This is a genomic window from Arthrobacter sp. NPDC056886 (assembly GCF_042788715.1).
Taxonomy (GTDB): domain Bacteria; phylum Actinomycetota; class Actinomycetes; order Actinomycetales; family Micrococcaceae; genus Arthrobacter.
In genome coordinates this window covers 275,669-302,506 of record NZ_JBHUBT010000001.1, presented here as the reverse complement: position 1 = coordinate 302,506, position 26,838 = coordinate 275,669, and the positions used below count along the sequence as shown (strand labels likewise).

The window sequence follows — 26,838 nt, the reverse complement described above, 5'->3', positions numbered from 1 at the left end:
ATCCTGACACGGATCCGCCCGCGGGTCAGGAGCGGAGCCGCAGGCCGCGAAGCTTTTTCCCTACCTTGCGGGCTTTTTTCTCCGTCTTCCGAGCAATGCGTTCTTCCATCGCCAGCAAGCTCTCGAAGCCGAGGTCGGTATCGGCGGGTCGGTCCGGGGTGGCCGCCAGTCTCCGCAGCAGGGCGGTCGCCATGACGCTGTCCTGATGGTCGCCGAGTACTGTCTGGAGCCGTCCAGCGGATTTTGTGAGCTTGGCGGCGCGTTTACCGTGGATCTCCATGACCGATTCACCCGCGTGCCGCAGGCGTTTGGCGTTTTTTCGGACCTCGTGCAGCGCCGTGTCACGGTCGGTCCGGCCGGCTGACCGTTTGACGGCCTTGCGGGAGCGCTCCACCCGCTTTGCTGTCTTGTTCACCAGCTTGGCCGTCATTTTGCGGGCTGGGCGGAAGGCGCGCGGCTTGGCCGGCGGGTGGTCCCGGAAGTCCTCCAGGGAGCCAAGGAGACGGAAATAGCGGTCGGTCCGGAGGGTCTCCAGGACGTTTCTGTAACCTGCGTCGTGGGCTGCGACCAGCTCCAGCTCGATCATCTGGTTCAAAGAGCCGGACTGCTGTTCTTCGGGGAGTTCCAGGACGTGCTGGCGAAGCCGCTCCAGCATCACCTCGGCGTCGCGAGCCGGACCCAGGATCTGGCCCAGCCACTTCAGTTCAGCCTGGAGTTCCCGGACCGCTGAGCGCTTGAAGAGTTTGCGATAGGTGGCCAGGGCGGAGCGCGCCCGGCGGGTCGCTGACCGCATCTTGTGGACGGAATCCGGTGTCCCCAGCCGCACGCCCGGATCATGGGCGATGTAGTCCTCGATCCGTGCGTCCAGATAGGCCGTCACGACGTCGGCCGCCGGCCCTTTCTTCCGGAGTTTCTTCCGGGATTTTCCGGTCCGGGGACTGATTTCGGCCGGCCAGGCATCCCCAAAAGTGCGGGCCAGTTTGGACGGATAGGAGGCCTGGGCCGCTCCCGTGGACGTCAGGGTTTCGGCGGCGGCGGCGAGGAACTCCCGGGGACCGTGGACCAGTTCGAGCTCCCATTCCCGCCACTCGAGGGCCGGCCCTGACGGCTGCAGGGCCTCGGCGTGGACCTGGTCGTCGGCGAAGTCGGCCAGGTGCTCACCGAGAGGCCCGTAGAGCCGGTAGGTGGTGCGCCGCGTACTCAGCCGGGCGACGGGGACCAGTTCCTCGCCCCGGGTGAACACCTGCACATAAGCGGATAGTTCGTCCGGAACGGTCTCCGGCTGGCCCAGCGGGGCATGGATTTCCTCCCGCTGGTCGGTTCCGGCAGGAAGCTTGAGGTGCCACCCGGCATCCGCCCCGCCCGTGCGCCGCCGTAGGGTCAGGCGCCGTGCGGCGAGGGCCAGCGACGCAGTGTCGAAGTACACCGCCTCAAGCTGATCCGTCACCGGCTCCGCGACATCGTCCACACCCTCTATTTCCAGCAGGTCCGGAAGCGCTGAGGAGGTCTCGGCGTCAAACTTTTGTTCCGTTTCAAGTTTTCCCGTGGTCCCCATGGCGGGCTCCCTACTGGCACCGCTGGAACACGGACTTGATCTCCGGCGGGCGCGTCCGGCCGGTGCCTTGGCCCGTTCCGCCCAGCCCGATTCTAGGCCTGCGGGAACAGCCCGACCAGACCTCCGCGGCGTCCGGCCACGCTGGGCAGCCCCGTCCTGATAGGCGTAGGCTATCTATGCATTCACGCCGCACGCTGGGCCGCCTCCGGGGGTGCGTTCCAAGGCGCCGGAAGCCCCAGGACCGGACCGGTGAAGGAGCTGGCGTGGACACAAGGAAGCTGAAGTATTTTCTGGCCGTCGTCGACCACGACGGTTTCAGCCGCGCCGCAGAGCACCTGCTCATCGCCCAGCCGTCGCTTTCACAGACAATCGCGGGCCTGGAAAAGGACCTCGGGGTGCCGCTCTTTCACCGCATCGGCCGCCGCGCGGTGCTCAGCGAAGCGGGCAAGGAACTCGTCGGGCCGGCCCGGCTGGTCATGCGGGACCTGGATGCAGCGCAGTCCGCGGTGCAGGCGCTGCGGGGCGTCCGGAGCGGGCGGTTGGACATTATCACCATGCCCTCCCCCGGCATCGAGCCGCTCACGTCCATGATCGCCGAGTACACCCGGGCGCATCCGTCGGTGCGGTTGAATGTCAGTGCCGCGTTCACGCCCGAGGAGGTCGTTGAATCCGTCCGCAGCGGCAGCACTGAAATCGGCCTGGCCGGATCCCCGAACCCCGTGCGGGTCCCGGGCGTCCAGGTACTGGAGCTGGAGCGCCAGCCGTTGATCCTCATCGTCAACGCGCAGGCGGACACGTTCGGTCCGGGAACGGCCATTCAGCGTGAGGATCTTGGCGGGCACCGGCTGATCGCAAGCCAGCGCGGATCCTTGATGCGCTGGCTAGTCGACGATGCCCTGGCCCGCGGCGTCAATACGGAAATCGTCGTGGAGGTCGCGCACCGGACTTCCATCCTGCCGCTGGTCTTGGCGGGGGTGGGCCACGCCGTAATGCCCTCATCCTGGGCGCCGTTGGCGCACAAGTCAGGATTGCGGACCCTCCTGATCGAACCGGTGTCCCATCTCGACGTCGCCATCCTGAGCCGGAAGGACGACCTGACGCCTGCCGCCAAAGCCTTCCTGGCCGTCGCAGAGCTGCATGTGGCCGCTGCCAACGGGCCACACGCCGTCGACCAATAGGTTGAGCCTATTTAGCGTATCGAATCTTGGTCTTGGACGGCGGCTGGTGCCGGACCGTCTACTTGAAGAGGACAAGCAGTGTGACGCTGCTAACACACTCAACGAGGAGGTAGGCACATGAGCGCCACCCAGAAATTCAGCATCGCTTCCATTCCCGCCGACGGCGTCGGCAAGGAAGTTGTCTCCGCCGGCCGCCGCGTCCTGGATGCCCTTGCAGAGAATTCCGGCGGCAAGTTCGCCTTCGAATGGACCGAGTTCCCGTGGGGCTGCGGCTACTACGAAAAGACCGGCCAGATGATGGACCCGAACGGCCTGGAAGTCCTCAAGGACTTTGACGCCATCTACTTCGGCGCCGTCGGCTGGGAGAACGTCCCGGACCACATCAGCCTCTGGGGCCTGCGCCTGAACATCACGCAGAACTTCGACCAGTGGGCCAACATCCGCCCGGTGAAGTTCCTGCCCGGCATCCAGTCCCCGCTGCGCAAGGCCGATCACACCGAGCTCGACTGGATCGTGGTCCGCGAAAACAGCGAAGGCGAGTACGCCGGCCTCGGCGGACGGAACCTCAGCGGCCGCGGCCCCGGCAACGAAGTGGCCCTCCAGACCGCCCTGTTCACCGAAAAGGGCTGCGAGCGGATCATGCGCTTCGCCTTCGACCTCGCCCGGACCCGCACGGTGAAGAAGGTGTCCTCCGTCACCAAGTCCAACGCCCAGCAGTACGGCATGGTCCTCTGGGACGAAACCTTCCAGCGCGTGGCACTCGACTACCCGGACGTGGCCACCGAAAGCGTCCTGGTCGACGCCATGAGCGCCAAGTTCATCCTGCACCCCGAAGACCTCTCCGTCGTCGTCGCCTCGAACCTGAACGCCGACATCCTCTCGGACCTCGGCTCGGCCCTGGCCGGAAGCCTCGGCCTGGCGGCCAGCGCGAACCTGAACCCGGAGCGCCGCTTCCCGTCCATGTTCGAACCGGTCCACGGCTCCGCCCCGGACATTGCCGGCAAGGGCATCAGCAACCCGATCGGCGCGATCGCCAGCGCCGCGCTGATGCTGGACCACTTCGGCCTGCACGGGGAAGCCCGGCGCATCGAGGCCGCGATTGAGCAGACCACGGCCGCCGGCTACCTGACGCGCGACGTCGGCGGCGAGACCAACACCGATGACGTCACCGACGCCATCATCAAGGCCCTCGCCCACACCTTCGCCGCCTTCTAGCCAGACCCTGTTCAGGGCGGGCGGCGCCGCGCACCGTCGCCGCCGCCCGTCCGACCCAGCTGCGAGGGATCCTCGATGAGGCAGCGAACGTTTGCCGGCGGAAGGCCCTGCCGGACCAGTACAGCCACTACGGCTCCCGCGGGATCATCCTCATTCCTGGTCGGGGGCCACGACGAAATCAGCCTCGCCGGCATGGATGATCCGGGCCGCGTCAATGACACCACCAGCTCAGTTGCCTGCAAAGGCACCGTGGTATTCCGACCTCTTTCCTACGTCGGCTGGTCCTATACCTCATCCGTGTTTTGATCGAGGCGGACATCCTCCTTGATCTCCCCACACGTGATTATCTCCACGCCACAGCCGGCAGCTCACGTCCATGGTAGTCACGCCGAAAGCAATTGCACGGACTCCTCATCAACCCGATTCTCGGCTCGACGCGGCGCCCTTCGATCCACCGCCCGCCGCCCGTCGCATCGCGGAATCGCTGATGTTCATGCTTCCACGACGGCGAGCGAGACTCTCGCGGAGCGTTTACACAAACGAAACACGATCATCATGCGCTGGACATCAGAGAGTCGTAGCCTTTCTAAATAAGCCATTTGGCATACAAGATGGTATTTCAAACAGTATGCAAAGTGGTTCATCGTCCCTTATTATTGAGATCGGCATTCGCTCCGTGGAGAAGCTGTCGATCCCCACACTCCCAGGAGGAACAAATGGCTGTACACGAACCGGTGCAAGTGCCTCCGGGAACCAACGAGCTCAGGCGCAATGCCCTCGGGCTCCCGAGTGCTCTGGCGATGTCCCTCGCGTTCATCTCCCCGACCATTGGCGTCATCTTCATCTCGGCGCTCATCGCGTCGAAGGCTGGTGTCTCATCGCCGTTCACCTTCGTCCTCGGCACGCTTGGCATTGCGCTGATGGCGTCGACCCTTGCCCAGTTCACGCGCCGCGTCACGAGCGCCGGTTCGTTCTACAAGTTCACGACCCTCGCATTCGGCCGACGCGCGGGGTTCGTTACTGGGATGCTGCTCATGTTCGCCTACGCGCTGCAGAGCCCCCTCAACACCAACCTTTTCGGCGGCTTCGTGTCCGATGCCCTGGAAACCGACTTTGGCATCAGCATTCCGTGGTGGGTGCTCATACTCGGTGTCGTGATCGGTGTCGGTGCGCTCGCGTGGTATTCGGTACACACCTCGATGCGCATTGGCATGGCCTTGCTGATTGCTGAGGTCGTTGTAGTCGCAATCTTGCTGCTGCTCATCGTTTTCAAGGGCGGCGACTCCGGCCAGGTTCCGCAGGCGTTCACCCCCACAGAGTCGGCACAGGGCTTCGGTGGCATTGGCCAGGCGTTTGTTTTTATCGTTCTCGCGTTCTTTGGGTTCGAGTCCTCGTCGACTGTCGCTGAAGAAGTGCGCAACCCCCGCCGCAACCTGCCCATCGCCCTCGTCGGATCGGTGCTCCTGACGGGTGCTTGGTTCACCTTCTCGATGTACTCGATCATCGTCGGCTATGGCCCGGAGAACATTGACCAGCTCGCCGCGGCCACGGCGCCGCTGCACGACCTCGCCGTGCGGTACATCGGCCCCTGGTATGGCTACATTGTCGACCTCGCCGCTTTCTCGGCGCTCGTCGCGGTCGTGCTCGCCATTCATACGGCCAACTTCCGCATCCTGTACTCGCTTGGCCGTGACGGCCTGCTTCCCAAGGCTCTCGGCCGCACGCACCCCAAGCACAACACGCCGCATATCGCGATCATGGTGTATTCGATTGCCACACTCGTTATCGGCCTCACCGCCGGCGCCGTCTGGGGTCCGATGAAAGCGTTCGGAAACCTCGGCTACCTGTCGTCGCTGGGAATTTTACCCATCTTCATCGCGACCAACATCGCGCTGCCGGTCTTCATCCGCAAGCGTCACCCTGGCGAGTTTTCCGTCTGGATCCACGCGATCTTCCCCGCGCTGTCATCCGTAACCTTCCTCGCCGCGATCTGGCTCAACATCTCGCCGTGGCCTGACGCTCCGCTCAACGTGATGCCCGGCATCATCATCGCGGTCGTCGCGATCTCGGCGATCTGGGGAATCATCCTGAAGCGTCGCGGCTCGGAATCTCTCGACCGCATCGGTCGCGTTCTTTTCCTCGAGGCGGAGGCTGTGCCCGAAGCGCAGGATTTCGCCAAGTAACACCGGCTCCACCGAAACAATGATCAACAAACTTAGAAGGATAATCATGGCCCGCTTAGAGGGAAAATCAGCACTGGTCTCCGGAGGGGCGTCGGGCATCGGGAAGGCCATCGCCCAGCTCTTTCTCGAGGAGGGTTCACGCGTCGTCATCACTGACATCAACGAGACCGCACTTGCGCAGGCTGTTGCCGAACTCGAACCGTTCGGTCAGGTGAGCGGCGTCGCGGGGGATGTGCGAAGCATGTCGGACGCCGCTCACGTGATCGGCCAGGTCGTCGAACGTCATGGTTACCTTGACACGCTCGTGTGCAATGCGGGGATCACGAGTGTCATGCCGATCGAGGACCTCGAAGAGGATGAGTGGGATCGCGTGCTCACGACCAACGTGAAGGGCATGTACACGCTCGTGAAGCACGCGGTTCCCCATCTCAAGGCCGCGGGCGGCGGCACGATCGTCACCCTCGGCTCCGAGATGGGAATCGTGGCCGTCCCCGAGTCGCCGGCTTACAACGCCAGCAAGGGCGCGGTCATGATGTTCACGAAGTCCATCGCGCTCGATCTCATTCGCTACAACATCCGGGTCAACGCCCTGTGCCCGGGAATCACGCGCACCCCTCTTCTCCAGGCTGAGGTTGATAACAGTGCCGATCCGGCGAAGACGGCCGCTGAACAAGCCGTCTGGGCACCCATCATGCGCACCGCCGAACCTCGTGAGATCGCCCAGGGAGCCCTGTGGCTTGCGAGCGACGACAGCTCATTCGCTGTCGGATCGAACCTCGTGATCGACGGCGGATTCACGGCCAAATAGCGCGCCGCATCCATCACCACCAGACCATAGACACAAGCGAAACGGAAAAGACACATGAACCAGCTCGGAGCAATCATCGACGAAAAGCAGGTGCTCACGACTGACGTAGTGCCCGTGATCGACCCTTCAACGGGCGCGGTATTCGCGCGTACAGCCGACTGCGGCGCGGTCGAGGTCGACCTCGCGGTTGCGGCCGCTCGGCGCGCGGGGACGTCGTGGAAGCGGGTCGCGGTGGCGGAACGCGCGCGCATCCTGCGGAGGATCGGCCAGTTGGTGCTTCGTGACCTCGACGTGCTCGGGGAGCTCGAGTCACGCCAGACGGGAAAGCCGCTCAAGCAGGGTCGTCGAGACGCCGAACTCACGGCGCGGTACTTCGACTTCTACGCGAGCGCAATCGAGACCTTTGGCGGCACGACCATCCCGCTGAATGACGACACGCTTATCTTCACGCGTTGGGAGCCGCACGGTGTCACCGCGCACATCGTGCCATGGAACTATCCGTTGCAGATTATGGCGCGCTCAGTCGCGCCGTCGCTCGCCATGGGCAACGGATGCGTATTGAAGCCTGCCGAGGAAGCTCCCCTCACAGCTCTGCACATGGCAGTGCTGGCGGAGGAGGCGGGCCTTCCCGCCGGACTGTTCAACGTGGTTCCAGGGTACGGCGAGACGGCAGGAGCCGCGCTCACAGGGCACCACGACATCGACCACATTTCTTTCACCGGTTCTGTCGAAGTAGGGCAGATCATTAGCCGTGCTGCAGCGCAGCGCACCATCCCAGTCACGATGGAGCTCGGCGGGAAGTCGCCTAACATCGTCTTCAACGATGCTGACCTAGATCGTGCTGTTCCCGTGCTCGTGAACGCGATCCTGCAGAACGCGGGTCAGACCTGCTCGGCGGGTGCTCGCCTTCTCGTGCAGTCAGGAATCCACGACGAGCTCGTCGGTCGCATCGAGCAGGCCTTCCGTGAGGTGAAGATCGGCCCAGCGCTCAGCGACTCAACGCTCGGACCCCTCATCACGGCTGAGCAGCGCCAGCGCGTGCTCGGCTATATCGAATCCGCACGCGAGACGGCGACCATCCGTTTCGGCGGCGAGGCGCTCAACGGCGGTGAGCTTGGTGACGGTTACTACGTGCAGCCCACTCTGATCGACAACGTCGACCCTATGAGCGCGGTAGCGCAGGAAGAGATTTTCGGGCCAGTGCTCGTCGTCACGAGCTTCGACACGATCGAAGACGCGGTCGCACTCGCCAACGGAACCGATTTCGGGCTCGTCGCTGGCGTGTGGACCACCAACGTCACGACCGCGCACCGGATGATCCGCGACGTGATGTCTGGCCAAGTGTTCGTCAATACCTACGGGGCGTCCGGAGGCGTCGAGTTGCCCTTCGGAGGTTTCAAGCGTTCGGGCCATGGCCGCGAGAAGGGAGCCGAGGGCCTGCGCGGCTTTGGCCAGATCAAGACAGCGGTCGTGGCGCTGTAATGTCCAGGGTTACCTTCGACCTGCCTCGTGCACTTCGGGAAGGCACAATCCTGCCCATCGCGCCGGATGACCCGGAGCTCGACACCCCAGCGCTTCTCGTCGACCTCGACATCGTCGATGCGAACATCGCGCGAATGCAGGTCTTTGCCGACAGTGAGGGATTCCTGCTGCGACCGCACGCGAAGTCGCACAAGAGCCTCGCGATCGCGAATCGACAGTTGCAGGCTCGGGCCTCGGGATTGTGTGTCGCCACCCCATCGGAAGCAGAAGTGCTCGGCGCGAGTTCGGCAGACGACATCCTCGTCGCCTATCCGCTGGTTGGGGCGCGCAAACTCGAACGCGTCGCGGAGCTCGCGTTACAGGGTCGCCTCACGCTCGTCTCCGACTCGCTTAACGTCACCGCGGGGTACCGCGACTTCGCGTCGAGACTTGGCGTGACGATACCGGTGCTTGTTGAGGTCGACACGGGTATGAACCGCGCGGGGGTCGAACCACCCCTCGTTCCCGGCATTGCCCTCGATGTCGCTCGGAGCCCATCCCTCGAATTCCTCGGGATCATGACCCACGCGGGCCACGCTCACGATGCCCCGACCGCCGACGGCATCGCGATCGTCGCGCGCAGGGAAGCGCAGGTTATGGGAGATGTGCGCGCCGATCTCGAACGCGCGGGGCTCGTGGTTCCCGTGGTTTCCGCCGGGTCGACGCTTACCAGCCCGTTCCTGCGCGCGTCCGACGGAATCACCGAGATTCGCCCGGGCACCTACGTCTACAACGACCTACGCACCTTGGGTCGCTTCGCCTGCGAACCTGAAAACATCGCCGCGAGCATGCTCGCCACGATCGTCAGCATCAACGGCACGCGAATCACGATGGATGCCGGCAACAAGACCCTGACGAGTTCGCGTGACGCCGTCTACGGCTACGGCCGCCTTGCCGAACGCGAAGATGTCGTCGTTGCCAGGATGTCGGAAGAACACGGCGTGTTGGCCGCACCAACGCACGACCACGGCTACTCCGTTGGCGATCGCGTGCGGATCCTGCCGATTCATGTCTGCGTGTGGATGGATCTTCAGAGCGAGGTCTACGGTACGCGAGGCGGTGTGGTCGTGGAAACGATCTCGGTCGACGGTATGAGGCGCAGCTTGTGATCTCGACCGCAAGCCCCAACTACGTCTGCTTCGATTGCAAGACGGTGCTCGATCCGGCTGCAGACTGCATCCTGTGTGCCTGCGGCGGGGTGCTCGACCTGCCGCCCCTGGCCCCCAAGCCCCGCGCATCCCTCGACGATCGTCCGCCTGTCCCGCGCTTCTGGGCAGCTGACTGGGCGATCGCTATGGCGGGACTGGGTGAGGGCACCACGCCCCTCATTCGCTGGGATGACGGCTCGAATGTGTGGCTCAAATGTGATCACCTCCTCCCCACGGGGTCGTTTAAAGACCGCGGCGCGAAGTCGGTGGTCGCTCGTGCGGTTGAACTGGGAGCGAAAGAGGTCGTTGTCGACAGTAGCGGCAACGCGGGTGCAGCACTCGGCGCGCACGCAGCCCGAGCTGGTCTCGACTGCACCATCTTCGTTCCGTCGAAAACATCGGCAGGAAAGGTTGCACAAATTCGAGGTTACGGCGCAGCCGTGCGTCTGGTCGCCGGACCTCGCGAAATGTGCGAGCGGGCTGCCCTTTCACACGCGTTTTCGGTCGGTGCGTTCTACGCAGGCCACTCGACCAATCCATACTTCCACGACGGCACCAAGTCCTGGTTCTATGAGATTGTCGCCCAGTTACCGTCCGTCGACACCGTTGTGCTTCCCGTCGGCAGTGGAAGTCTGCTCCTCGGGCTACTGCGAGCGGTTGACGAGCTCGTGGAGAGCGGCTGGATCAAACAGGCGCCGCGTCTCGTTATCGCGCAGACTCTCGGCTACGAGAGCTTGGCATCTGGTGGGTCGACCCTCCGGGGGTCGGTCGACCCACTTGAGTATCCCATCGCGGAAGGGATCGCCCTCCGGCATCCCACCCGGCGCGCACAGATGCGCGAGCGCCTTGCCCGTCTCGAAGTCACCGTCTGCGTCGTCGACTCCGACGAGGTGCTGCTCGCGCGCCGCGAGCTTGGCTATGGGGGTTTCTACGTCGAACCGACCAGCGCCGTCGCCTGGGCGGCCTGGCGTCGGACCAACAGCCCGGGCACTTCCGTCGTCGCCCTCACCGGCAACGGCCTGAAGGTCGGAGGCTGAGATGTTGTCATCACAACCACAATCGGAGAACCTAATGCAGCACCACGTTTCGCCCGACGTCCCTTTGCCGGGTGGCCCCTACTCTCATGCAGTGAGCGCGAGCGGTCTTGTCTACCTCTCCGGGCAGCGCCCGCAGCATCCTGTCACAGGGGCCATCCCCGATGGCGTGGTTGCGCAGGCCCGGCAGGTTTTTGAGAACCTCGGCTCCGTGCTGAAGAGTTGCGGATGCACCTTCGCCGACGTCATCAAGGTTTCGGTTTACCTCGCTGACATTGCGGACTTCGCCGCGTTCAACGAGGTGTACCGCGAGTTCCTGGTCGAGCCATACCCCGCGCGAACGACCATCGCCTGCACACTTCGGGGCATCCAGGTTGAGGTCGATCTTGTTGCCGCGCTTGCTACGTCGATCCCGTCGGCCGGGTAGTTGTAAGGTTATTTCGGGGAGCAACGGAGCAACATGGGGAGAGCATCAATGAGCGAGTCGATCGGTTCAACGCGCGGCGTGAGAGTTGAGTCCACCCAAAACCTGTCGACCGAGGTCTACGAGTCGATCAGGCGGTCGATCGTCGAGGGTGAGATTCGACCCAACGAACGGCTCATCGAAGCCGAGCTCGCGGAGCGACTCGATGTCAGCCGAACCCCCATTCGCGAGAGCATGCAGCGTCTTGCGGCGGACGGCCTGGTAGTCAGCCGCCGCCGCGGGTGGGTCGTTCGTGAGCACTCCTCGCAGGAGATCCGCGACATCTACGAGGTGCGCGCGGCACTCGAGGGCTACGCCGCGCGACTCGCCGCCGAGCGGGCCACCGACGACGAGATCGCCGAGATCGTACGCATCCACGAGAGCTACATCGCAGAACTCGAGAACACGAGCCGCGGCCATCTGCTAGAGCACAACGATAAGTTCCACGACGCCGTGGTTGCAGCGTCGAAGAACGCGCGCATGGCCGAACAGATCGTACGCAACTCGTCGTTCTACTTTGTCCACCGCATAGCTGGCTTTTGGAGCGACGACGATGTGCGAGTGTCCATCGCGGGTCACCAGGAACTGGTTGATGCGCTCGTCGCGAGAGATCCCGAGGCCGCTGAGCTGGCCGCTCGGCGTGGCGTGCTTTCGGGTCTCAACAAAACACTGGCGCGCATCAGCTAGACCATATGAGGGTCGGGTTCGTGTGCGCGGATTCCGCGGGGCCCGGTTGGTCCTTCTGAAGTCCATTGTCGTCGGGCAGGGCCGGAACGCCAGGCATTCGTTGCCTTTTCGGCCCCGGTGGGTTCTTTGTGGCGTTCCGTTCCTTGGCCCGACGGTGATGTCCTATGTCAGTAGGACCAGGTGAGCGGCCCTGACCCGGCAGCCGTACCGGACTGCCACACTGGGTGCATCGGCCATCTGCCCGGTGGCAGCCAGGGATTCGGCGGGGGCTGGTGGTGTCACGGGGTATTTGCCCGCAGGCCGGAGGCTGCGGTCCCATGGCAAGGCTGGAACCTCCTATTCAAAGCGGGTCGTGGGTTGCCTGCCCGGATGTGATCTGGCAAGCAGAGCCACATTTGAATGTTGAAGGCCCTAGCTATGTTTCCTCACCCGGGTCTACACCCTGGCCGAGTACACGGACCAGGACTCATCCAAGGACCCCGAACTGTCCGCCGCGCTGCTCCGGCGGATCGGCAAGGACATCGGCACGAGCCTGCTGTAGCCGTCAGTGCAGCGCTACGCAGAGACGCCCGCCCGGGCAACCCCGGGCGGGCGTTCTTGATCTTCCCGGAACGGCGCCCAGCGCAGGGACCGGCCGCTGCTAGCCGATCAGCGCCAGCACGGCTCCGGCCGCCACCACTCCGCCGGCTCCGGTGCGGACGTCGGTGACAATGCCATCCCGGTGCGCGGAGACCTGGGTTTCCATCTTCATGGCTTCGAGGACCACAACCGGGTCCCCTGCCGAGACCTCGGCGCCGGGTTCGACGAGCCACTTCACCACGGTCCCGGCCATGTCGGCGCGCAGCTCGCCTGGGTCTCCAGCTGCGGCAGCACCGCCGTCGGACGCTGCTTCCAGGGACGCGCCGGCAGGGACGGGCCCGCCTGAGCGCGCCCAGCCGTCCAGCAAGTCGGCCGGAAGGCCGACGGCGAGGCGCCGTCCGTCCACGTCGACGGTGATGGTGCGGCGTTCGCCGTCGGGCGCGGTGGTGCTGTAACCGGGGTCGGCCGGGATCTTGTCCGCGAAGTCGGTTTCGATCCAGCGGGTGTGAATCCCGAGCCCGTCCTCGGACGTGAAGTCCGGGGATTCCAGCACGGCCCGGTGGAACGGCAGCACGGTGGCGACCCCGGTGATGCGCATTTCGGCGAGGGCCCGGCGCGCGCGGCGCAGGGCCTGCTGGCGGTCCGCGCCGGTGACGATCAGCTTCGCGAGCAGGGAATCGAACTGCGGCGCGACGAAGGAGCCGGAGCGGACGCCGGTGTCCAGCCGGATGCCCGGGCCGGTGGGGCCGGCGAACTCGCCGATGGTGCCGGGCGAGGGCAGGAAGCCGCGGCCCACGTCCTCGGCGTTGAGCCGGAATTCGAAGGCGTGTCCGTGCGGCGCCGGGTCCTCGGTGAGGCGCAGCGGCTCCCCCGCGGCGATCCGGAACTGTTCCTGGACCAGGTCGATCCCCGTGGTTTCCTCGGTGATGGGGTGCTCCACCTGCAGCCGGGTGTTGACCTCGAGGAAGGCCACGGTGCCGTCCTCGGCGACCAGGAATTCCACCGTGCCGGCGCCGGAGTAGCCGGCTTCGCGGCAGACGGCCTTGGCGGCGTCGTAAATCAGCCCGGTCTGCTCTTCGCTGAGGAACGGCGCGGGCGCCTCCTCCAGGAGCTTCTGGTGCCGGCGCTGCAGTGAGCAGTCGCGGGTTCCGACGACGATGACGTTGCCGTGCGTGTCCGCCAGGACCTGCGCCTCGACATGGCGCGGACGGTCGAGGTAGCGCTCCACGAAGCATTCGCCCCTGCCGAAGGCGGTCACTGCTTCGCGGACGGCGGAGTCGAAGGCTTCCTCGACCTCGTCGATGACCCGGACTACCTTCATGCCGCGGCCGCCGCCGCCGAAGGCGGCCTTGATGGCGATGGGCAGGCCGTGCTGTTCGGCGAAGGCCCGGGCCTCGGCGGCGGTGTCCACGGGTCCGTCGCTGCCGGCCACCAAGGGTGCGCCGGCCCGGACGGCGGCATCGCGGGCCGTGATCTTGTTGCCGAGCAGCCGGATCGCGTCCGGCGTCGGGCCGATCCAGGTCAGTCCGGCGTCCAGGACCGCCTGGGCAAAGTCGGCGTTCTCGGAGAGGAAGCCGTAGCCGGGGTGGACGGCGTCCGCTCCGGACTCGGCCGCCACGGCGAGGAGCTTGGGGATGTTCAGGTACGTGTCCGCGGGCGAGTTGCCGTCCAGGCTGAAGGCTTCATCGGCGGCGGAGACGTGCAGGGCGTCGGCGTCGATGTCGGCGTAGACGGCGACGGACGCCAGCTGCGCGTCGTCGCAGGCCCGGGCTATGCGGACCGCGATTTCCCCACGGTTGGCGATCAGGACCTTGCGCATCAGTTACTCGCTTCTTCTTCGGTGGTGGCGTGTTCGGAGGTGCCGTGTTCGGTGGCGGCGTGTTTGGTGGTGCCGTGTTCGGTGGCCGCCGACTCGGCCGAGGCGGATTCGGCCCAGCGGAAGCGGATCTTGCCGCCGATGGGCACCTGCGCGGCGAGGTCCAGCTGGGAGTCGACCACCACGCCGATCACCGGGTAGCCGCCGGTGATCGGATGGTCGGCGAGGAAGAGCACGGGCAGGCCCTCCGGCGGGACCTGCAGGGCGCCCGCCACGGTGCCCTCGCTGGCCAGTTCGCCCTGGCGGCTGCGCTGCAGCGGCGTCCCGTCCAGCCGCATGCCGACGCGGTTGGACTGGGCTTTCACCTCCCAGTCCTGGGTGGTGAAAGAGTCCAGCGCCTCCTGATCGAACCAGTCGGCCCGGGGGCCGGGGACGACGTCGAGGACGGTCACCCCGGTGTCCGGGTAGTCCGGCTGCAGTTCGGGAGCCCCGACCACGCCGGATTCGGCTTCTGCGCCGGCGGCCAGCACCTGCCTTGCGGCCAAGGGTGCAGGGCCGATCCCGGACATGGTGTCCGTGGAGCGGCTGCCGAGTACCAGGGCTGCATTGACGCCGCCGCGGACCGCGAGATAGCTGCGGAACCCACTCTGCGGGGTGCCAAGGCTGAGCGTTTCGCCGTCGAGCAGTGCGAAGGGGGCGGCCATCAGCGCGGCGCGGTGCCAGGTTTCGCCGTCGCTGTCCGGCGCGGACTCGATGTTCAGTGCCGAGGGTGCGCCGGTGACCGCGAGTACCTGGTCCCCCACGGCCTGGACCTTGAGCCCGCCGGCGACGGTCTCAATGGCCGCCGCGCCGGGGGCGTTGCCGACCAGGCGGTTGGCCCGACGCAGCGAGGCCCGGTCCAGCGCGCCGGCGGCGGAGACGCCCAGGCCGGAGTGGCCGTGCCGGCCGAGGTCCTGGATCAGGCTCTGCATCCCCGGCGAAACGATCCGGAGTCCGCGGGCGATGTCCCCGGCGGCCGGCTGCGGCCCGGTGCCGGCCGTCTCAGCCGCAGGCTCGGCGGCTGAGTCCGCGGATGTCTCTGCGTCTGGCTCGGTGACTGAATCAGCGGCGAGCGTGACCTCATCCCTGACAGGACGGAACTGCACCCGGTGGCCGGGGGCGGCCAAGGCGGGCTGCTCCCGGTCCAGGTCCCACATCCGGGCGTTGGTGCGCCCGATCAGCTGCCAGCCGCCCGGGGAACGGCGCGGGTACACGGCCGAATAGTTTCCGGCCAGCGCCACGGAACCCGCGGGCACGGCGGTGCGCGGCGAGCTGCGCCGGGGCACTTCCAGCTGCTGGTTCTCCCCCATCATGTACCCGAAGCCGGGCGCGAAGCCGGCGAAGGCCACGGTCCAGACCTGGCCGGAATGGGCGGCGATAACGCCCTCGGTGCCAAGGCCGGTGAGCCGCCCCACCTCGGCGAGGTCTTCGCCGTCGTACACGGTGTCGATGACCACCAGGCCGCCGTCGAGCTGAACGGGTGCGGTGAGGTCGAACTGCAGCAGCCGGGCGGCGATGCGACGGGCCGAGGCCGGGGAGTCGGCCTTGACCAGGACCGTCTCGGCCGCGGCCAGGACGTCCTGCTGGCCCGGCAACGGCTTCTCCAGCAGCAGCGCCTGCAGGGCAAGCACATCCTGGGTGCCGGAAAGCTCGGCCAGGACCGCGCGTGTTCCCACGGCCCGCACGGAACGAACCCTGTGAAGCGTTGCGTTCCCTACCTTCGGGGGTTCCCCTGCTGTCTCAATCACGAGGTGCCTCATTCATTGTGCCGGTGAAATCGTGCCGGTGGACAGGTTCCGCTGAACCGGTTCCGCAGGGCTCAGGCGCGGGCTTCCTGCAGGAGCCGCTCTTCTTCGTCGGTATGCGGGTTGCGCCCGATGGCCAGCCCAATCACCGTCACGATCGAGGCGACCGCGAGGTAGGCGGCGATCAGGAACCAGTTGCCGCTGGCAGCGAAGAGGGCAGTGAAGACCAGAGGTGCGACGGCGCCGCCGATCACGCCGGCCAGCGTGTAGGCCAGCGAGCTGCCGGCGTAACGCAGCCGGGCCGGGAACTGTTCGGTGATGTAAGCGGCCTGCGGGCCGTACATGAAGGCGTGGAAGGCCAGCCCGATCACGATGCCAATGGTCAGTGTAATGACCGACTTGTCCTGGATCATGATGAAGAACAGCGGGATGTACACGGCGGTTCCGATGGCGGCGACGCCGTAAACGAGGCGGCGGTTGATGCGGTCCGTGAGGGCGCCCGCCGCGGGGATCAGGACCAACTGGAAGGCGGAGCCGATCAGGATGGCTGTCAGTACGTTGCTGGTGCTCATGCCCAGTTCCTTGGTGGCGTAGACGGCCATGAAGACGGTGAGCAGGGAGTACAGCACGTCCGGGCTGATGCGGGACAGGGCGGCGGACACGAGGGCTCGCGGCTCCTTGGTGAAGACCTCCTTGATGGGCGCCTTGGGCTGTTCGCCGTGGGCCTGGATGGCCTTGAAGACGGGGGTTTCCTCCAGCTTCAGCCGGATCAGCAGGCCGAAGCCCACCAACACGGCCGAGGCGAGGAAGGCCACGCGCCAGCCCCAAGAGAGGAAGTCTTCGTTGCTGAGTGTCGCGGCGAGCACGGCCAGGACGCCGTTGGCCATCAGGTTGCCGGCGGGCGGGCCGATCTGCGCGGCGGAAGACCAGAAGCCGCGCCGCTTGGCGTCGCCGAATTCGCTCGAAAGCAGGACGGCACCGCCCCACTCGCCGCCGACGCCGATACCTTGCGCCAGGCGCAGCAACACGAGGATGACAGGTGCGGCTATACCGATGGTGGCGTAGCCCGGGAGCGCGCCGATCACCACCGTTGCGATGCCGATCAGCAGCAGGGTGGTCACGAGGACGTGCTTGCGGCCGATCTTGTCACCGAGCCGGCCGAAGATCACGCCGCCGATGGGACGGGCCAGGTAGCCCACCGCAAAGGTCGAGAAGGACAGCAGCAGTCCGACGTATTCGTCATTGCCCGGGAAGAAAACCTTGGGGAATACCAAGGCCGAGGCCACGGAGTAGATCGCGAAGTCGTAGTACTCCAGCGAGGTGCCGGTGAGGCTCGCGACGTAGGCCTTGAGGGCACCGGGCGGGATCCTCCTCTTGCCGGCGGCCGGGGTGGCCTGATGCGGTGCTGCAGTCATGGTTTTCCTCCAGGTGTGCGGGGTGCTGCCTGTTGCTTAGATGTAGTGCGGGCGATCCCGGTGGCTCCGGGGGGCCGGCGGACCGGATGAGTCCGGTGGATCCGGGATGTGAAGCGGTGGAGCGTCTGCTTAGACGAACGCGGCGGTGGTGATGCCCGCGGCGTTGAGCGCTTCGCGGACAGCGGCGGCCATGGTGACAGCTCCCGGGGAGTCACCGTGCACGCAGATGCTCTCGGCGTGAATTTTCAGGATGGAGCCATCGATCGTGCGGACGGCGGAATCGGTGGCCATCCGGAGGACATGCTCAGTGACGAGAGTATGATCCTCCAGCACGGCACCGGGGAGCGTACGGGACACGAGGGTGCCGTCCGGGTTGTAGGCGCGGTCGGCGAAGGCTTCGGTGACCGCGCGAAGGCCGGCGGCCTCGGCGAGCCGCAGCACTTCCGAGCCCGGCAGGCCCATGATCGGCAGGTTCGGGTCAACGGACTTTACGGCGTCGACGACGGCCTTCGCCTGCCCGGTGTGCGCCACGATCGCGTTGTAGAGTCCGCCGTGCGGCTTCACGTACCGGACCGTGCCCCCCTCGGCGGCGGCGAGTGCCTGCAGCGCGCCGATCTGGTAGACGACGTCGTCCGCCAGTTCAACCGGATCGATGTCCAGGAAGCGGCGGCCGAAGCCGGCGAGATCGCGGTAGCCGACGTGGGCGCCGATCACGACGCCTGCGGCGACCGCTTCACGGCAGGTCCGGCGGATGACGCTGGGGTCGCCCGCATGGAATCCGCAGGCCACATTTGCGCTGGACACCGAGCGGAACATCGCCGTGTCGTCGCCCAGGGTCCAGCGTCCGAAAGACTCGCCAACGTCGCTGTTTAGGTCAATGGTTGCCATTTGTGATCCTCGTCTCATGATAGCCCCCTACTAAGGATGCATCACTTTGACCGATTGTTCAACAATCCGACGATTCAACATTTGGACAATCGTGTAGATTCGGCATTATGACGACTTCCGACGCTGCCGGCGGCTCCGCCCTGGGCGCGGCCGCGGCGCGGCTGCGCGTGGCCGTTCCGTCCGTGGCGGACCGCGTGGCAGCCGAACTGCGCCTGCAACTGGCGGAGGGCCTGCTCCTGCCAGGAACCAGGCTCACGGAATCGACCATCGCCGAGGACCTGGGCGTTTCCCGCAACACGGTCCGCGAGGCCTTCGCCGAACTGGCGGCCGAGCGCCTGGTGGTCCGGCACCCAAACCGGGGAGTCTTCGTGGCGAGCCTGGAGGCGGGCGACATCCACGACGTCTACACGGTGCGCCGCGCCATTGAAGTCAGTGCGATCCGCGGCGGCGGCAGCCCGGAGCGGGTGGCGGCGGTCCGCGCGGCCGTGGATGAGGGCAAAGCCGCGGCCGCAGCCAACGACGAAGAGGGCCTGGGAAACGCCAACCAGCATTTCCACGGCGCGATCGTGGCCCTGGCGGGCAGCCGGCGGCTGGATACGATCATGTCCCAGGTCCTGGCCGAGATGCGGCTGTTCTTCCACAAGGCCACCGTGGACGCGCACTTCTACCGGGGCTACCTGCCGGACAACGAGGAAATCTGCAAGGCCTTGGAAGCCGGGGACCTGGACCTTGCCGGGGAGCTGCTGCTGGCCTATTTGAACCGGTCGGAGGAGCGCCAGGCCGCTGTCCACGGCGAGTGAACCGCGGCCGGCCTGGCTCGTTCCGCGACCCGCAGCCGGCCCGGCGCTCCGAACTCTGCCCCCGACCCGCTTCCGGCCCTACGACCCGCATCCAGCCCCGCGACGCGCAGATTTCCTCCCGACACCCGCATTCCCGCATCGGGAGGAATTTCGCGCGTCGGAAAGAATTTCGCCGGTCGCCAGATGTATTCCATGTCCCGCGACCCGCACTCGGCCCGGCGATCTGCTCACTGCCCTACGACCCGCATCCAGCTCTCCGACGCGCAGATTTCCTTCCGACACCCGTATTCCGGCATCGGGAGGAATTTCGCACGTCGGGAAGAATTTCGCCGGTCGCCAGATACGTTCCATGCCCCCGACCCGCATTCGGCCCTACGACCCGCATCCAGCAAGGCGACGCGCAGATTTCCTTCCGACACCGGTATTCCCGCGTCGAGGGGAAATTCGCGCGTCGGTGAACTCACCCCGCGGCGCCGGGCGCATCCATCCTCGTCGGACACTCTGCGCGTCGTCGGACATGCTGCGCGTCGCTGAGCGCGTTCGCCGTCGCCTTCCCCGTGGCCGGAAATTCGCGCGTCGCAGTTGACAGAGCACGTTCCGCGGGGGCCGGCCGAATCGGCTCCGAATCCTGATCGCGGCCACCCATTGACAGATTGTAGCCAGCGCCACATACTTGTGGAACCGATTCCATGGAATCGATTCCACAGGATTCTTCCAGAGCAGTTCAAAGGCGAAAGGCGCAGCAGTGACAGGACCTTCCATCACCATCAAGGATGTGGCAGCACTCGCCGGCGTCTCGTCCGCGACGGCGTCCAGGGTGCTGTCCGGAAACCCGGCAACGTCCGCGGAGTCGCGCCAGAAGGTGGCCGCCGCCGTCGCCGAGCTGGATTTTCACCCCAACGCCCAGGCGCGCGCGCTCCGTTCCACCAGGACCAACGTCATCGGGCTGCTCCTTTCAGATATCCGTAACCCGTTCTTCGCCGATCTGGCGCACGCCGCCGAGCAGGCGGCCCTCGCGGAGGGGCTTGTCACCCTGCTGGGGAACGCCAACGAGAGCATTCCGCAGCAGGACCGGTACCTGGACACCTTTATTTCGCAGCGCGTGGACGGCGTGATCGCCGCACCTCAGGGCGAAGGGAGCTCCAGCCTGCGCGCCTTGCTGGAACGGGACATCCCCACGGTGTTCGTTGACCGGACCGTCGATGGCATCGAGGTGCCGAGTGTGACCACGGATAGTGATTCCGGCATCCGCCAGGCCGTGGAGCACCTGGCCCGGCAGGGCCACGAGCGGGTCGGCTATATCGCTGGGCCCCAGACCACGTCCACCGGACGGGACCGGCTCAAGTCCTTCTCCCGCGCGGCCCGCGAGTTCGGGCTCAGCGCCGACCCCGCCCTGACGTATTTCGGCGACTTCCAGTCCGCCAGCGGCTCGGCCGGTGCGCACCACCTGCTGGGCCTCGCGGATCCGCCCACGGCGCTGCTGGCGGCTGACAGCCCCATGGCCGTCGGCGCGCTGGCCACCTTGAATCGGAAGGGCCTGCGCATCGGACGGGACATGGCCCTCATCGCCTTCGACGACATCGAATGGTTTTCCCTGCTTGATCCGCCGCTGACCGTTATCTCCCACGACGTAGAGGCGATGGGCCGGACCGCGGTCAGGCTCCTGCTCGAGGTGATCGACGGGCAGAAACCGGAATCAGTCGTCCTCCCGAGCGAACTCATTGTCCGCGCGTCCTCGGGCACCGCGGATCCCAGCTTGGAGCGGCCGTGACAAACGCGCCGCCCTCCAGTCCGACCCCTTTGATTTGCGGCTTGGGGCACCGTCCGACACCACCGAAGGAGCAGGTCCAATGAGCACGGTTTTTGTGGTCGGAAGCCTCAATATCGACCAGAACATCCGCGTCCGTTCCCTGCCGCGGGCGGGCGAGACCGTCCGGGGCTCGGACGCAACGTTCAGCCCCGGCGGCAAGGGCGGCAACCAGGCCGTCGCGGCGGCCCGGGCCGGCGCCACAGTGAAATTCACTGGCGCCGTCGGCGACGACGCGCATGGCCGGCGGATCCTTGAGGTTCTGTCCGAGGCCAGCATCGACGCCGGCCACGTCCGGGTCAGCGGCACCGCGGCCACAGGAACGGCGGTCATCGCCGTCGACGACCACGGCGAAAACCAGATCATCGTCAGTCCGGGCGCGAACTCCGGGATCACCGCCGCCGACGTCGATGCCGGACTCGCCGCCGTCCAGGCCGGTGACGTCCTGGTTCTGCAGCTCGAGATTCCGACGGCGCTCGTCCGGCAGGCCGCGCGCACCGCGAAGGGCCGCGGCGCGTTCGTCATCCTCAACGCCGCCCCCGCTCCCCGGCAGATCGACGGCCTGCTCGACGACGTCGACCTCCTCGTGGTGAACGAACAGGAAATCCAGGTTCTCGCCGGCCTCGCCGGGATGCCCGGCAACCACCGGGACCTGGTCCAGGCTCTTCCGCCTGCCCTGGGTCCGGCCATCGTCTGCACCGCAGGAGCGGAAGGGTCCTTCACAGTCCTCGACGGCAGCCTTGTGCACGTGCCGGCCGCCACGGTAGCGGCCAGGGACACCACGGGAGCCGGCGACACGTTCGTCGGCTACCTCGCCGCATCCCTGGCCGGCAGCCACCGCGACCTGCCAGCCGCAATGATCCACGCCACCCGCGCTTCGGCTATCGCCGTCACGCGTACCGGCGCCATGGAATCGATTCCATGGGCTCATGAAATACCGGCGTCCGCGCCAAAGCCCGCCACTCCGGACCCAGCCACCCCGAACACCGCCAGCCCGAACACAGCATTGTCCAGCCCTGTCGTTCCGAACTAAGGAGACCCATGAAAATCGCACTCGGCAACGATCACGCCGGCTTCCCCCTCAAATCGTTTGTCCAGTCAGTCCTGGAGGACCTCGGCCATGAAGTCATCGACTGCGGCGCGCCCAGCGAGGCACCGGTCGATTTCCCGGACATCACGCGGGCCACCTGCGATCTGGTCCGCTCCGGCGAGGCCGAGCGCGCCGTACTGGTCTGCGGCACCGGGGTCGGCGCCGTGATGGCGGCCAACAAGATCCCGGGCATCCGCTGCGCCCTGGGACACGACGTCTATTCCGCCCACCAGAGTGTCGAGCACGACGACGCGAACGCCATCGCCATGGGTGCCTGGCTGATCGGCAGGGCCACCGCCAAGGAAGTCCTCATCTCCTTCCTCGACGCGAAATTCGACAACGACGAGGACACCATCCGGCGAGTCCAAAAGCTGCGCGAAATGGAGCTTGAGGGAGCCCGGGAACTGGCCGCCGAAATCTGACCCGGACGGCACCGCACCACCAATCGTTTACCTGGCCTTCGGCATGCCGCCCAAGGCTGTCCAGCAATATCAAAGGAGATATAGAACATGACGGCAGCAATCACGGACCGGCCGCGCCAGGCCGCCCACGGTTCACCCGGAAAGATCAAGACCGCCATGGCCTCGGCCGCCGGCACGTGCGTGGAAAACTACGACTTCGTCGCTTACGGAACGGCCGCGGCCCTGTACTTCGGCAAAGTCTTCTTCCCCAACACGGACCCCGTGGTCGGAACGCTTCTGGCCTTCGCCACCCTGGCGGTGGGCTTCCTGATGCGGCCCATCGGCGGAGCCATCGGCGGCTACCTCGGCGACAAGTACGGCCGCAAGCCCGTGCTGGTCGGCGCGCTGCTGACCATGGGCATCGCCACCGTCCTGATCGGCTGCCTCCCCACGTACGCCCAGGTCGGCATCGCTGCACCCATCCTGCTGGTCATCATCCGGATGATCCAGGGCCTGGCCTTCGGTGCTGAATGGGGCGGCGCCGTCATGATGACGTTCGAGCACGCACCGTGGAAGAAGCGCGGCCGTTTCGCGGCCATCCCGCAGGCGGGCAACCCGCTGGGCATCACCCTCGCCAACGCCGCGTTCCTGCTCTCCGCCTCCCTGCAGACCGACTGGGCCTGGCGCCTCCCGTTCCTCGCCAGCTCCGTCCTGATCGTCGTCGGCCTGGTTGTCCGGATGAAGCTTGAGGAATCCCCCGAGTTCGAACACACCAAGGCCATGGGCGCGATCGTCAAGAACCCGCTGGCCACCGTGGTCAAGAACGACTGGCGGAACATCCTGCGCGTGATCTCCCTGCGGATCGTGGAGAGCTGCGCGTACTACGTCACGGCCACGTACCTGCTTTCCTACATCACGAAGAACAACCCCGACGACCGGGCCATCGGGCTTACCGGCATTGTGATCGCCAGCCTTCTGGCCATCCCGGTCACGCTGGTCGCCGGCGCGCTCACCGACCGCATCGGCCGCCGCAAGCTCTACCTCGGCGGAACCATCGCCGTCATTGTCTTCGGCTTCCCGATGTTCCTGCTCAGCAACACCGGAAACCCCTTCCTGATCGTCCTGGCCTTCGTGATCGGCATCGGCGTCATCCACGCAACGTTTACCGGCACGCAGGGCGCCTGGTTCGCGGAGCTCTTCCGGACCAACACCAGGACATCCGGCGCCTCCATCGGGTACCAGGTGGCCGCCTCCATTTCCGGATTCGCGCCCTTCCTGGCCGTGCTCCTGGCCTCCGTCTTCGGGTGGGCCGGCGGCGCCTCGCTGTACGTCCTGGTGGGTGTCATTGGCCTGGTCGGCGTGCTGAACACCCGCGAAACCTGGGGCGCCAAGGAGAAGGCTGAAGTCGACGCCATCATCGCCGGCGAGCCGGCAGCTGCCGCGGAGGACCAGCCGGCGGCGGCCCGCTAGCGGCACCGCGAAGACCCGCATAAAAGAGCGACCCGGGTTGGCCTCCGGAGGCCAACCCGGGTCGCAGCAGTTTGCGGTATCCCGCGTTACTTTCCGGCCGCCACCGGGACCGGACGCTCATCCGCCGGCTTCCCGGCGTCGGCACCCGCCGCGGGCGGGGTTTTCAGCTTGAGGCTCTTGAAGATCGCGGCCCCGCCGCCCTTGCCGCTGCGGTTCTTGTTGAAGATGTCGAAGCCGACGGCGAGGAGCAGCACCAGGCCCTTGATGAGCTGCTGGTAGTCGGTGCCGAGGCCCAGGATCGACATGCCGTTGTTCAGCACACCCATGATGAGGCCGCCGATCATGGCCCCCGCCACGGTTCCGATGCCGCCGGTGACTGCGGCGCCGCCGATGAACGCCGCTGCGATGGCGTCCAGTTCGAAGCCGGTGCCGCCGGCCGGCTGGGCGGAATTGAGCCGGGCCGTAAACACGAGGCCGGCCAGTGCGGCAAGGACGCCCATGTTCACGAACAGCCGGAACGTGACCGCCTTGGTCTTGATGCCGGACAGCTCGGCAGCGTGCAGGTTGCCGCCGAGAGCGTAGGTATGGCGCCCGAAAACGCTGTTGTTCATCAGGGCCGTGTAGACGATCACCAGGACCGCCAGAACAATCAGGACGATGGGCGTGCCCCGATAGCTGGCGAGCAGGAAAGTGATGGTCAGCATGAGCAGGGCGATGAACGCGGTCTTGGTCGCGAACCACGCCATCGGCTCGTTCTCAAGTTCGAACTTCTTCCGGATCCGGCGTTCCTTGACCGCCTGGATCACCAGCGCCAAGGTGGCGCCGACGCCAAGGATGACCGTCAGCCACTCCAGCACCGACGTGCCACCGGAAATGTCCGGCAGGAAGCCGCCGCCCAGCGCCCGCAGTTCGGCCGGGAACGGCGTGATCTGCTGGTTCTTGAGGGTGATCAGTGTCAGGCCGCGGAAAATCAGCATCCCGGCGAGGGTGACGATAAAGGCGGGAATGCCCACATACGCGATCCAGTAGCCCTGCCAGGCACCCACGAGCGCGCCAACAATCAGGCAGGCGGGGATGGCGAGCCACCATTCCCACCCCCAGTGCACGATCATGACCCCGGCGACGGCGCCGATGAAGCCGGCGACCGAACCCACGGACAGGTCGATGTGGCCGGCGATGATCACCATCACCATGCCGATGGCCAGGATCAGGATGTAGCTGTTCTGGACCACCAGGTTGGTGACGTTCTGGGGCTCCAGCAGGATCCCGTCGGTCAGGATCTGGAACAGCAGGACGATCAGGATCAGGGCGACAAAGATGCCAACCTGGCGGAGGCGGCTTGTCAGGAAGCCCAGGGATTCTCGGAGGGCGGACATGTTCGCTATTCCTTCTCTTTGGTCATGTAGTGCATGAGGGTTTCCTGCGATGCTTCCGCGATCGGGACCTCGCCGGTGATGTGGCCGGCGGACAGGGTGTAGATCCTGTCGCAGATGCCCAGCAGTTCGGGCAGTTCGGAGGAGATCACAATGACCGCCTTTCCTTCCGCGGCCAGCTTCGCGATGATCGTGTAGATCTCAAACTTCGCGCCGACGTCGATCCCGCGGGTGGGCTCGTCGAGGATCAGTACGTCCGGGTCGGAGAACATCCACTTGCTCAGCACCACTTTCTGCTGGTTGCCGCCGGACAACTTGCCCGTGATGGCGGCAACCGACGGAGCCTTGATGAACATGCTCTTCCGGTAGTCGTTGGCGACCACGGTTTCCTGGTTCTTGTCCACCCAGCCGCCCTTGACCAGCTTGCGCAGCGCCGCCATGGAAACGTTCCGCTTGATGTCCTCGATGAGATTCAGGCCGTAGAGCTTGCGGTCCTCGGTGGCGTAGGCGATGCCGTGCTTGATGGCGGCCGAGACGGTGGACGTGTTGATTTCTCTGCCGTGCTTGAAGACTCTCCCGGAGGTTGCGGTGCCGTAGCTGCGCCCGAAGACGCTCATGGCCAGCTCAGTCCGGCCGGCACCCATCAGGCCGGCCAGTCCCACCACCTCCCCCTTGCGGACATTGAGGCTGGCGTTGTTGACTACCATCCGGCTGTAGTCCTGCGGGTGCCGGACGGACCAGTCCTCGATCCGCAGGACTTCCTCGCCGATCCGGGGGACCCGGTCCGGATAGAGGCTTTCCAGGTCCCGGCCCACCATTCCGCGGATAATGCGTTCCTGCGTGATCTCGCCGCCGCCCAGGCGGAGGGTTTCGATCGTCTTGCCGTCCCGGATGATCGTGACGGCGTCCGCGACCTTGCGGATTTCGTTGAGTTTGTGGCTGATGATGATGCTGGTGACGCCTTGGCCCTTGAGGTGCAGGATCAGGTCCAGCAGATGGCTCGAGTCCTCGTCGTTGAGGGCCGCCGTCGGCTCGTCGAGGATGAGGAGCTTGACCTCCTTCGAGAGCGCCTTGGCGATTTCCACGAGCTGCTGCTTGCCCACGCTGATGTGCTGGACGGGGGTGACCGGGTTTTCGCTCAGCCCCACCCGGGCCAGGAGTTTCGCGGCCTCCAGATTGGTCTTGCGCCAGTCCACCCAGCCGCGCCTGGCCTGTTCGTTGCCGAGGTAGATGTTCTCGGCGATCGACAGATAGGGGCTCAGGGCCAGTTCCTGGTGGATGATCACGATTCCGCGCTTCTCACTGTCGCTGATGCTGGAGAAGGTGCAGGGTTCGTTTTCGAAGAGGATGTCGCCGTCGAAGGAGCTGTGCGGGTAGACGCCGGACAGCACCTTCATGAGGGTGGATTTCCCGGCACCGTTTTCACCGCAGATGGCATGGACTTCGCCGCGGTTCACCTGCAGGGTGACGTCTTGGAGGGCCTTCACGCCCGGGAAGGTCTTGGTGATTCCTCGCATTTGAAGAATGGGTGTGTTCATCGCCAATTCTCACTGACTGGTAGTGCTTGAGACCTCCTGCGGCTGCAGGGGTCTACGGGAAGGGTGGCGGCCCGGACTCGACGGC

The 26,838-nt window shown here is 65.9% G+C and carries 21 protein-coding genes and 1 pseudogene; 15 read left to right on the top strand and 7 right to left on the bottom strand.

What is annotated here, in order from left to right:
* Nucleotides 1–25 precede the first annotated feature (25 nt).
* A complete protein-coding gene (locus ACFRJ8_RS01435) occupies nucleotides 26–1,555 on the bottom strand; it encodes a CHAD domain-containing protein (protein ID WP_377984366.1) in 1,530 nt (509 codons plus the stop codon).
* Nucleotides 1,556–1,818: 263 nt separating this feature from the next.
* Between ACFRJ8_RS01435 and ACFRJ8_RS01430 the strand changes: the two genes are divergently transcribed.
* The 10 genes and pseudogenes from ACFRJ8_RS01430 to ACFRJ8_RS01385 all read left to right on the top strand — a co-directional run bounded on the left by ACFRJ8_RS01430 (nucleotide 1,819) and on the right by ACFRJ8_RS01385 (nucleotide 11,792).
* Nucleotides 1,819–2,733: a LysR family transcriptional regulator gene (locus ACFRJ8_RS01430; RefSeq protein ID WP_377984365.1), complete on the top strand. Its 915-nt coding sequence runs from the start codon at nucleotides 1,819–1,821 to the stop codon at nucleotides 2,731–2,733.
* Between the two features lie 117 nt (nucleotides 2,734–2,850).
* Nucleotides 2,851–3,948, top strand: a complete 1,098-nt coding sequence (locus tag ACFRJ8_RS01425; RefSeq protein WP_377984364.1) for a tartrate dehydrogenase — start codon at nucleotides 2,851–2,853, stop codon at nucleotides 3,946–3,948.
* Between the two features lie 53 nt (nucleotides 3,949–4,001).
* Nucleotides 4,002–4,103: pseudogene (locus ACFRJ8_RS01420) on the top strand (TraM recognition domain-containing protein); the annotation flags it as partial.
* Nucleotides 4,104–4,664: 561 nt separating this feature from the next.
* Nucleotides 4,665–6,131, top strand: coding sequence for an APC family permease (locus tag ACFRJ8_RS01415; RefSeq protein ID WP_377984363.1), 1,467 nt, complete (start codon nucleotides 4,665–4,667; stop codon nucleotides 6,129–6,131).
* Nucleotides 6,132–6,177: 46 nt separating this feature from the next.
* Complete coding sequence (locus tag ACFRJ8_RS01410) at nucleotides 6,178–6,939, top strand: SDR family NAD(P)-dependent oxidoreductase (RefSeq protein WP_377984362.1); 762 nt, start codon at nucleotides 6,178–6,180, stop codon at nucleotides 6,937–6,939.
* A gap of 54 nt (nucleotides 6,940–6,993) precedes the next feature.
* On the top strand, nucleotides 6,994–8,421 hold the full coding sequence (locus ACFRJ8_RS01405; protein WP_377984361.1) for an aldehyde dehydrogenase family protein: 1,428 nt from the start codon (nucleotides 6,994–6,996) through the stop codon (nucleotides 8,419–8,421).
* Nucleotides 8,421–9,569, top strand: a complete 1,149-nt coding sequence (locus ACFRJ8_RS01400; protein WP_377984360.1) for an alanine racemase — start codon at nucleotides 8,421–8,423, stop codon at nucleotides 9,567–9,569. The genes ACFRJ8_RS01405 and ACFRJ8_RS01400 overlap by 1 nt, the downstream gene beginning before the upstream one ends.
* The gene (locus ACFRJ8_RS01395; RefSeq protein ID WP_377984359.1) at nucleotides 9,566–10,645 is read left to right on the top strand and encodes a pyridoxal-phosphate dependent enzyme; all 1,080 of its coding nucleotides are present in this window, start codon (nucleotides 9,566–9,568) and stop codon (nucleotides 10,643–10,645) included. The genes ACFRJ8_RS01400 and ACFRJ8_RS01395 overlap by 4 nt, the downstream gene beginning before the upstream one ends.
* A 1-nt stretch (nucleotide 10,646) precedes the next feature.
* Nucleotides 10,647–11,069 (top strand): RidA family protein, encoded by a 423-nt coding sequence (locus ACFRJ8_RS01390; RefSeq protein WP_377984358.1) that lies wholly within the window; start codon nucleotides 10,647–10,649, stop codon nucleotides 11,067–11,069.
* 48 nt (nucleotides 11,070–11,117) lie between these two features.
* Entirely contained in the window at nucleotides 11,118–11,792 is a 675-nt protein-coding gene (locus ACFRJ8_RS01385; protein WP_377984357.1) for a GntR family transcriptional regulator, read from the top strand.
* A 640-nt stretch (nucleotides 11,793–12,432) separates the two neighbouring features.
* Here the strand turns inward: ACFRJ8_RS01385 and ACFRJ8_RS01380 are convergent.
* The 4 genes from ACFRJ8_RS01380 to ACFRJ8_RS01365 form a co-directional block, all read right to left on the bottom strand.
* Nucleotides 12,433–14,190, bottom strand: coding sequence for a biotin carboxylase N-terminal domain-containing protein (locus ACFRJ8_RS01380; RefSeq protein WP_377984356.1), 1,758 nt, complete (start codon nucleotides 14,188–14,190; stop codon nucleotides 12,433–12,435).
* Nucleotides 14,190–15,986 carry a 5-oxoprolinase/urea amidolyase family protein gene (locus tag ACFRJ8_RS01375; protein ID WP_377984355.1) on the bottom strand — a complete coding sequence of 599 codons (1,797 nt, stop codon included), beginning with the start codon at nucleotides 15,984–15,986 and terminating at the stop codon, nucleotides 14,190–14,192. The genes ACFRJ8_RS01380 and ACFRJ8_RS01375 overlap by 1 nt, the downstream gene beginning before the upstream one ends.
* Nucleotides 15,987–16,045: 59 nt before the next feature.
* Nucleotides 16,046–17,386: an MFS transporter gene (locus ACFRJ8_RS01370; protein ID WP_377984354.1), complete on the bottom strand. Its 1,341-nt coding sequence runs from the start codon at nucleotides 17,384–17,386 to the stop codon at nucleotides 16,046–16,048.
* Nucleotides 17,387–17,515: 129 nt separating this feature from the next.
* Nucleotides 17,516–18,274: a LamB/YcsF family protein gene (locus ACFRJ8_RS01365; RefSeq protein ID WP_377984353.1), complete on the bottom strand. Its 759-nt coding sequence runs from the start codon at nucleotides 18,272–18,274 to the stop codon at nucleotides 17,516–17,518.
* A gap of 107 nt (nucleotides 18,275–18,381) precedes the next feature.
* Here ACFRJ8_RS01365 and ACFRJ8_RS01360 point away from each other — a divergent pair, with 107 nt between their 5' ends.
* The 5 genes from ACFRJ8_RS01360 (at nucleotide 18,382) to ACFRJ8_RS01340 (ending at nucleotide 23,842) form a co-directional block, all read left to right on the top strand.
* Nucleotides 18,382–19,074, top strand: a complete 693-nt coding sequence (locus ACFRJ8_RS01360; RefSeq protein WP_377984352.1) for a GntR family transcriptional regulator — start codon at nucleotides 18,382–18,384, stop codon at nucleotides 19,072–19,074.
* Nucleotides 19,075–19,819: 745 nt separating this feature from the next.
* Nucleotides 19,820–20,845 (top strand): LacI family DNA-binding transcriptional regulator, encoded by a 1,026-nt coding sequence (locus tag ACFRJ8_RS01355; RefSeq protein ID WP_377984351.1) that lies wholly within the window; start codon nucleotides 19,820–19,822, stop codon nucleotides 20,843–20,845.
* 79 nt (nucleotides 20,846–20,924) lie between these two features.
* Nucleotides 20,925–21,914 (top strand): ribokinase, encoded by a 990-nt coding sequence (locus tag ACFRJ8_RS01350; protein ID WP_377984350.1) that lies wholly within the window; start codon nucleotides 20,925–20,927, stop codon nucleotides 21,912–21,914.
* Nucleotides 21,915–21,922: 8 nt separating this feature from the next.
* Nucleotides 21,923–22,393: an RpiB/LacA/LacB family sugar-phosphate isomerase gene (locus tag ACFRJ8_RS01345; protein ID WP_377984349.1), complete on the top strand. Its 471-nt coding sequence runs from the start codon at nucleotides 21,923–21,925 to the stop codon at nucleotides 22,391–22,393.
* Between the two features lie 87 nt (nucleotides 22,394–22,480).
* Entirely contained in the window at nucleotides 22,481–23,842 is a 1,362-nt protein-coding gene (locus ACFRJ8_RS01340; protein WP_377984348.1) for an MFS transporter, read from the top strand.
* An 86-nt stretch (nucleotides 23,843–23,928) separates the two neighbouring features.
* Here ACFRJ8_RS01340 and mmsB read toward each other — a convergent pair whose 3' ends face one another.
* Nucleotides 23,929–25,218, bottom strand: a complete 1,290-nt coding sequence (gene mmsB, locus ACFRJ8_RS01335; protein WP_377984347.1) for a multiple monosaccharide ABC transporter permease — start codon at nucleotides 25,216–25,218, stop codon at nucleotides 23,929–23,931.
* A 5-nt stretch (nucleotides 25,219–25,223) separates the two neighbouring features.
* On the bottom strand, nucleotides 25,224–26,753 hold the full coding sequence (mmsA, locus tag ACFRJ8_RS01330) for a multiple monosaccharide ABC transporter ATP-binding protein (RefSeq protein ID WP_377984346.1): 1,530 nt from the start codon (nucleotides 26,751–26,753) through the stop codon (nucleotides 25,224–25,226).
* Nucleotides 26,754–26,838 lie beyond the last annotated feature (85 nt).

What these genes read in the sequence shown, in the direction of transcription:
- ACFRJ8_RS01345 (WP_377984349.1), top strand. Translation starts at nt 21,923, where the DNA reads ATGAAAATCGCACTCGGCAACGATCACGCCGGCTTCCCCCTCAAATCG.
- ACFRJ8_RS01340 (WP_377984348.1), top strand. Translation starts at nt 22,481, where the DNA reads ATGACGGCAGCAATCACGGACCGGCCGCGCCAGGCCGCCCACGGTTCA.
- ACFRJ8_RS01365 (WP_377984353.1), bottom strand. Translation starts at nt 18,274, where the DNA reads ATGGCAACCATTGACCTAAACAGCGACGTTGGCGAGTCTTTCGGACGC.
- ACFRJ8_RS01435 (WP_377984366.1), bottom strand. Translation starts at nt 1,555, where the DNA reads ATGGGGACCACGGGAAAACTTGAAACGGAACAAAAGTTTGACGCCGAG.
- ACFRJ8_RS01405 (WP_377984361.1), top strand. Translation starts at nt 6,994, where the DNA reads ATGAACCAGCTCGGAGCAATCATCGACGAAAAGCAGGTGCTCACGACT.
- ACFRJ8_RS01375 (WP_377984355.1), bottom strand. Translation starts at nt 15,986, where the DNA reads ATGAGGCACCTCGTGATTGAGACAGCAGGGGAACCCCCGAAGGTAGGG.
- ACFRJ8_RS01425 (WP_377984364.1), top strand. Translation starts at nt 2,851, where the DNA reads ATGAGCGCCACCCAGAAATTCAGCATCGCTTCCATTCCCGCCGACGGC.
- ACFRJ8_RS01380 (WP_377984356.1), bottom strand. Translation starts at nt 14,190, where the DNA reads ATGCGCAAGGTCCTGATCGCCAACCGTGGGGAAATCGCGGTCCGCATA.
- ACFRJ8_RS01390 (WP_377984358.1), top strand. Translation starts at nt 10,647, where the DNA reads ATGTTGTCATCACAACCACAATCGGAGAACCTAATGCAGCACCACGTT.
- ACFRJ8_RS01350 (WP_377984350.1), top strand. Translation starts at nt 20,925, where the DNA reads ATGAGCACGGTTTTTGTGGTCGGAAGCCTCAATATCGACCAGAACATC.
- ACFRJ8_RS01385 (WP_377984357.1), top strand. Translation starts at nt 11,118, where the DNA reads ATGAGCGAGTCGATCGGTTCAACGCGCGGCGTGAGAGTTGAGTCCACC.
- ACFRJ8_RS01410 (WP_377984362.1), top strand. Translation starts at nt 6,178, where the DNA reads ATGGCCCGCTTAGAGGGAAAATCAGCACTGGTCTCCGGAGGGGCGTCG.
- ACFRJ8_RS01360 (WP_377984352.1), top strand. Translation starts at nt 18,382, where the DNA reads ATGACGACTTCCGACGCTGCCGGCGGCTCCGCCCTGGGCGCGGCCGCG.
- ACFRJ8_RS01370 (WP_377984354.1), bottom strand. Translation starts at nt 17,386, where the DNA reads ATGACTGCAGCACCGCATCAGGCCACCCCGGCCGCCGGCAAGAGGAGG.
- ACFRJ8_RS01415 (WP_377984363.1), top strand. Translation starts at nt 4,665, where the DNA reads ATGGCTGTACACGAACCGGTGCAAGTGCCTCCGGGAACCAACGAGCTC.
- mmsB (WP_377984347.1), bottom strand. Translation starts at nt 25,218, where the DNA reads ATGTCCGCCCTCCGAGAATCCCTGGGCTTCCTGACAAGCCGCCTCCGC.
- ACFRJ8_RS01400 (WP_377984360.1), top strand. Translation starts at nt 8,421, where the DNA reads ATGTCCAGGGTTACCTTCGACCTGCCTCGTGCACTTCGGGAAGGCACA.
- mmsA (WP_377984346.1), bottom strand. Translation starts at nt 26,753, where the DNA reads ATGAACACACCCATTCTTCAAATGCGAGGAATCACCAAGACCTTCCCG.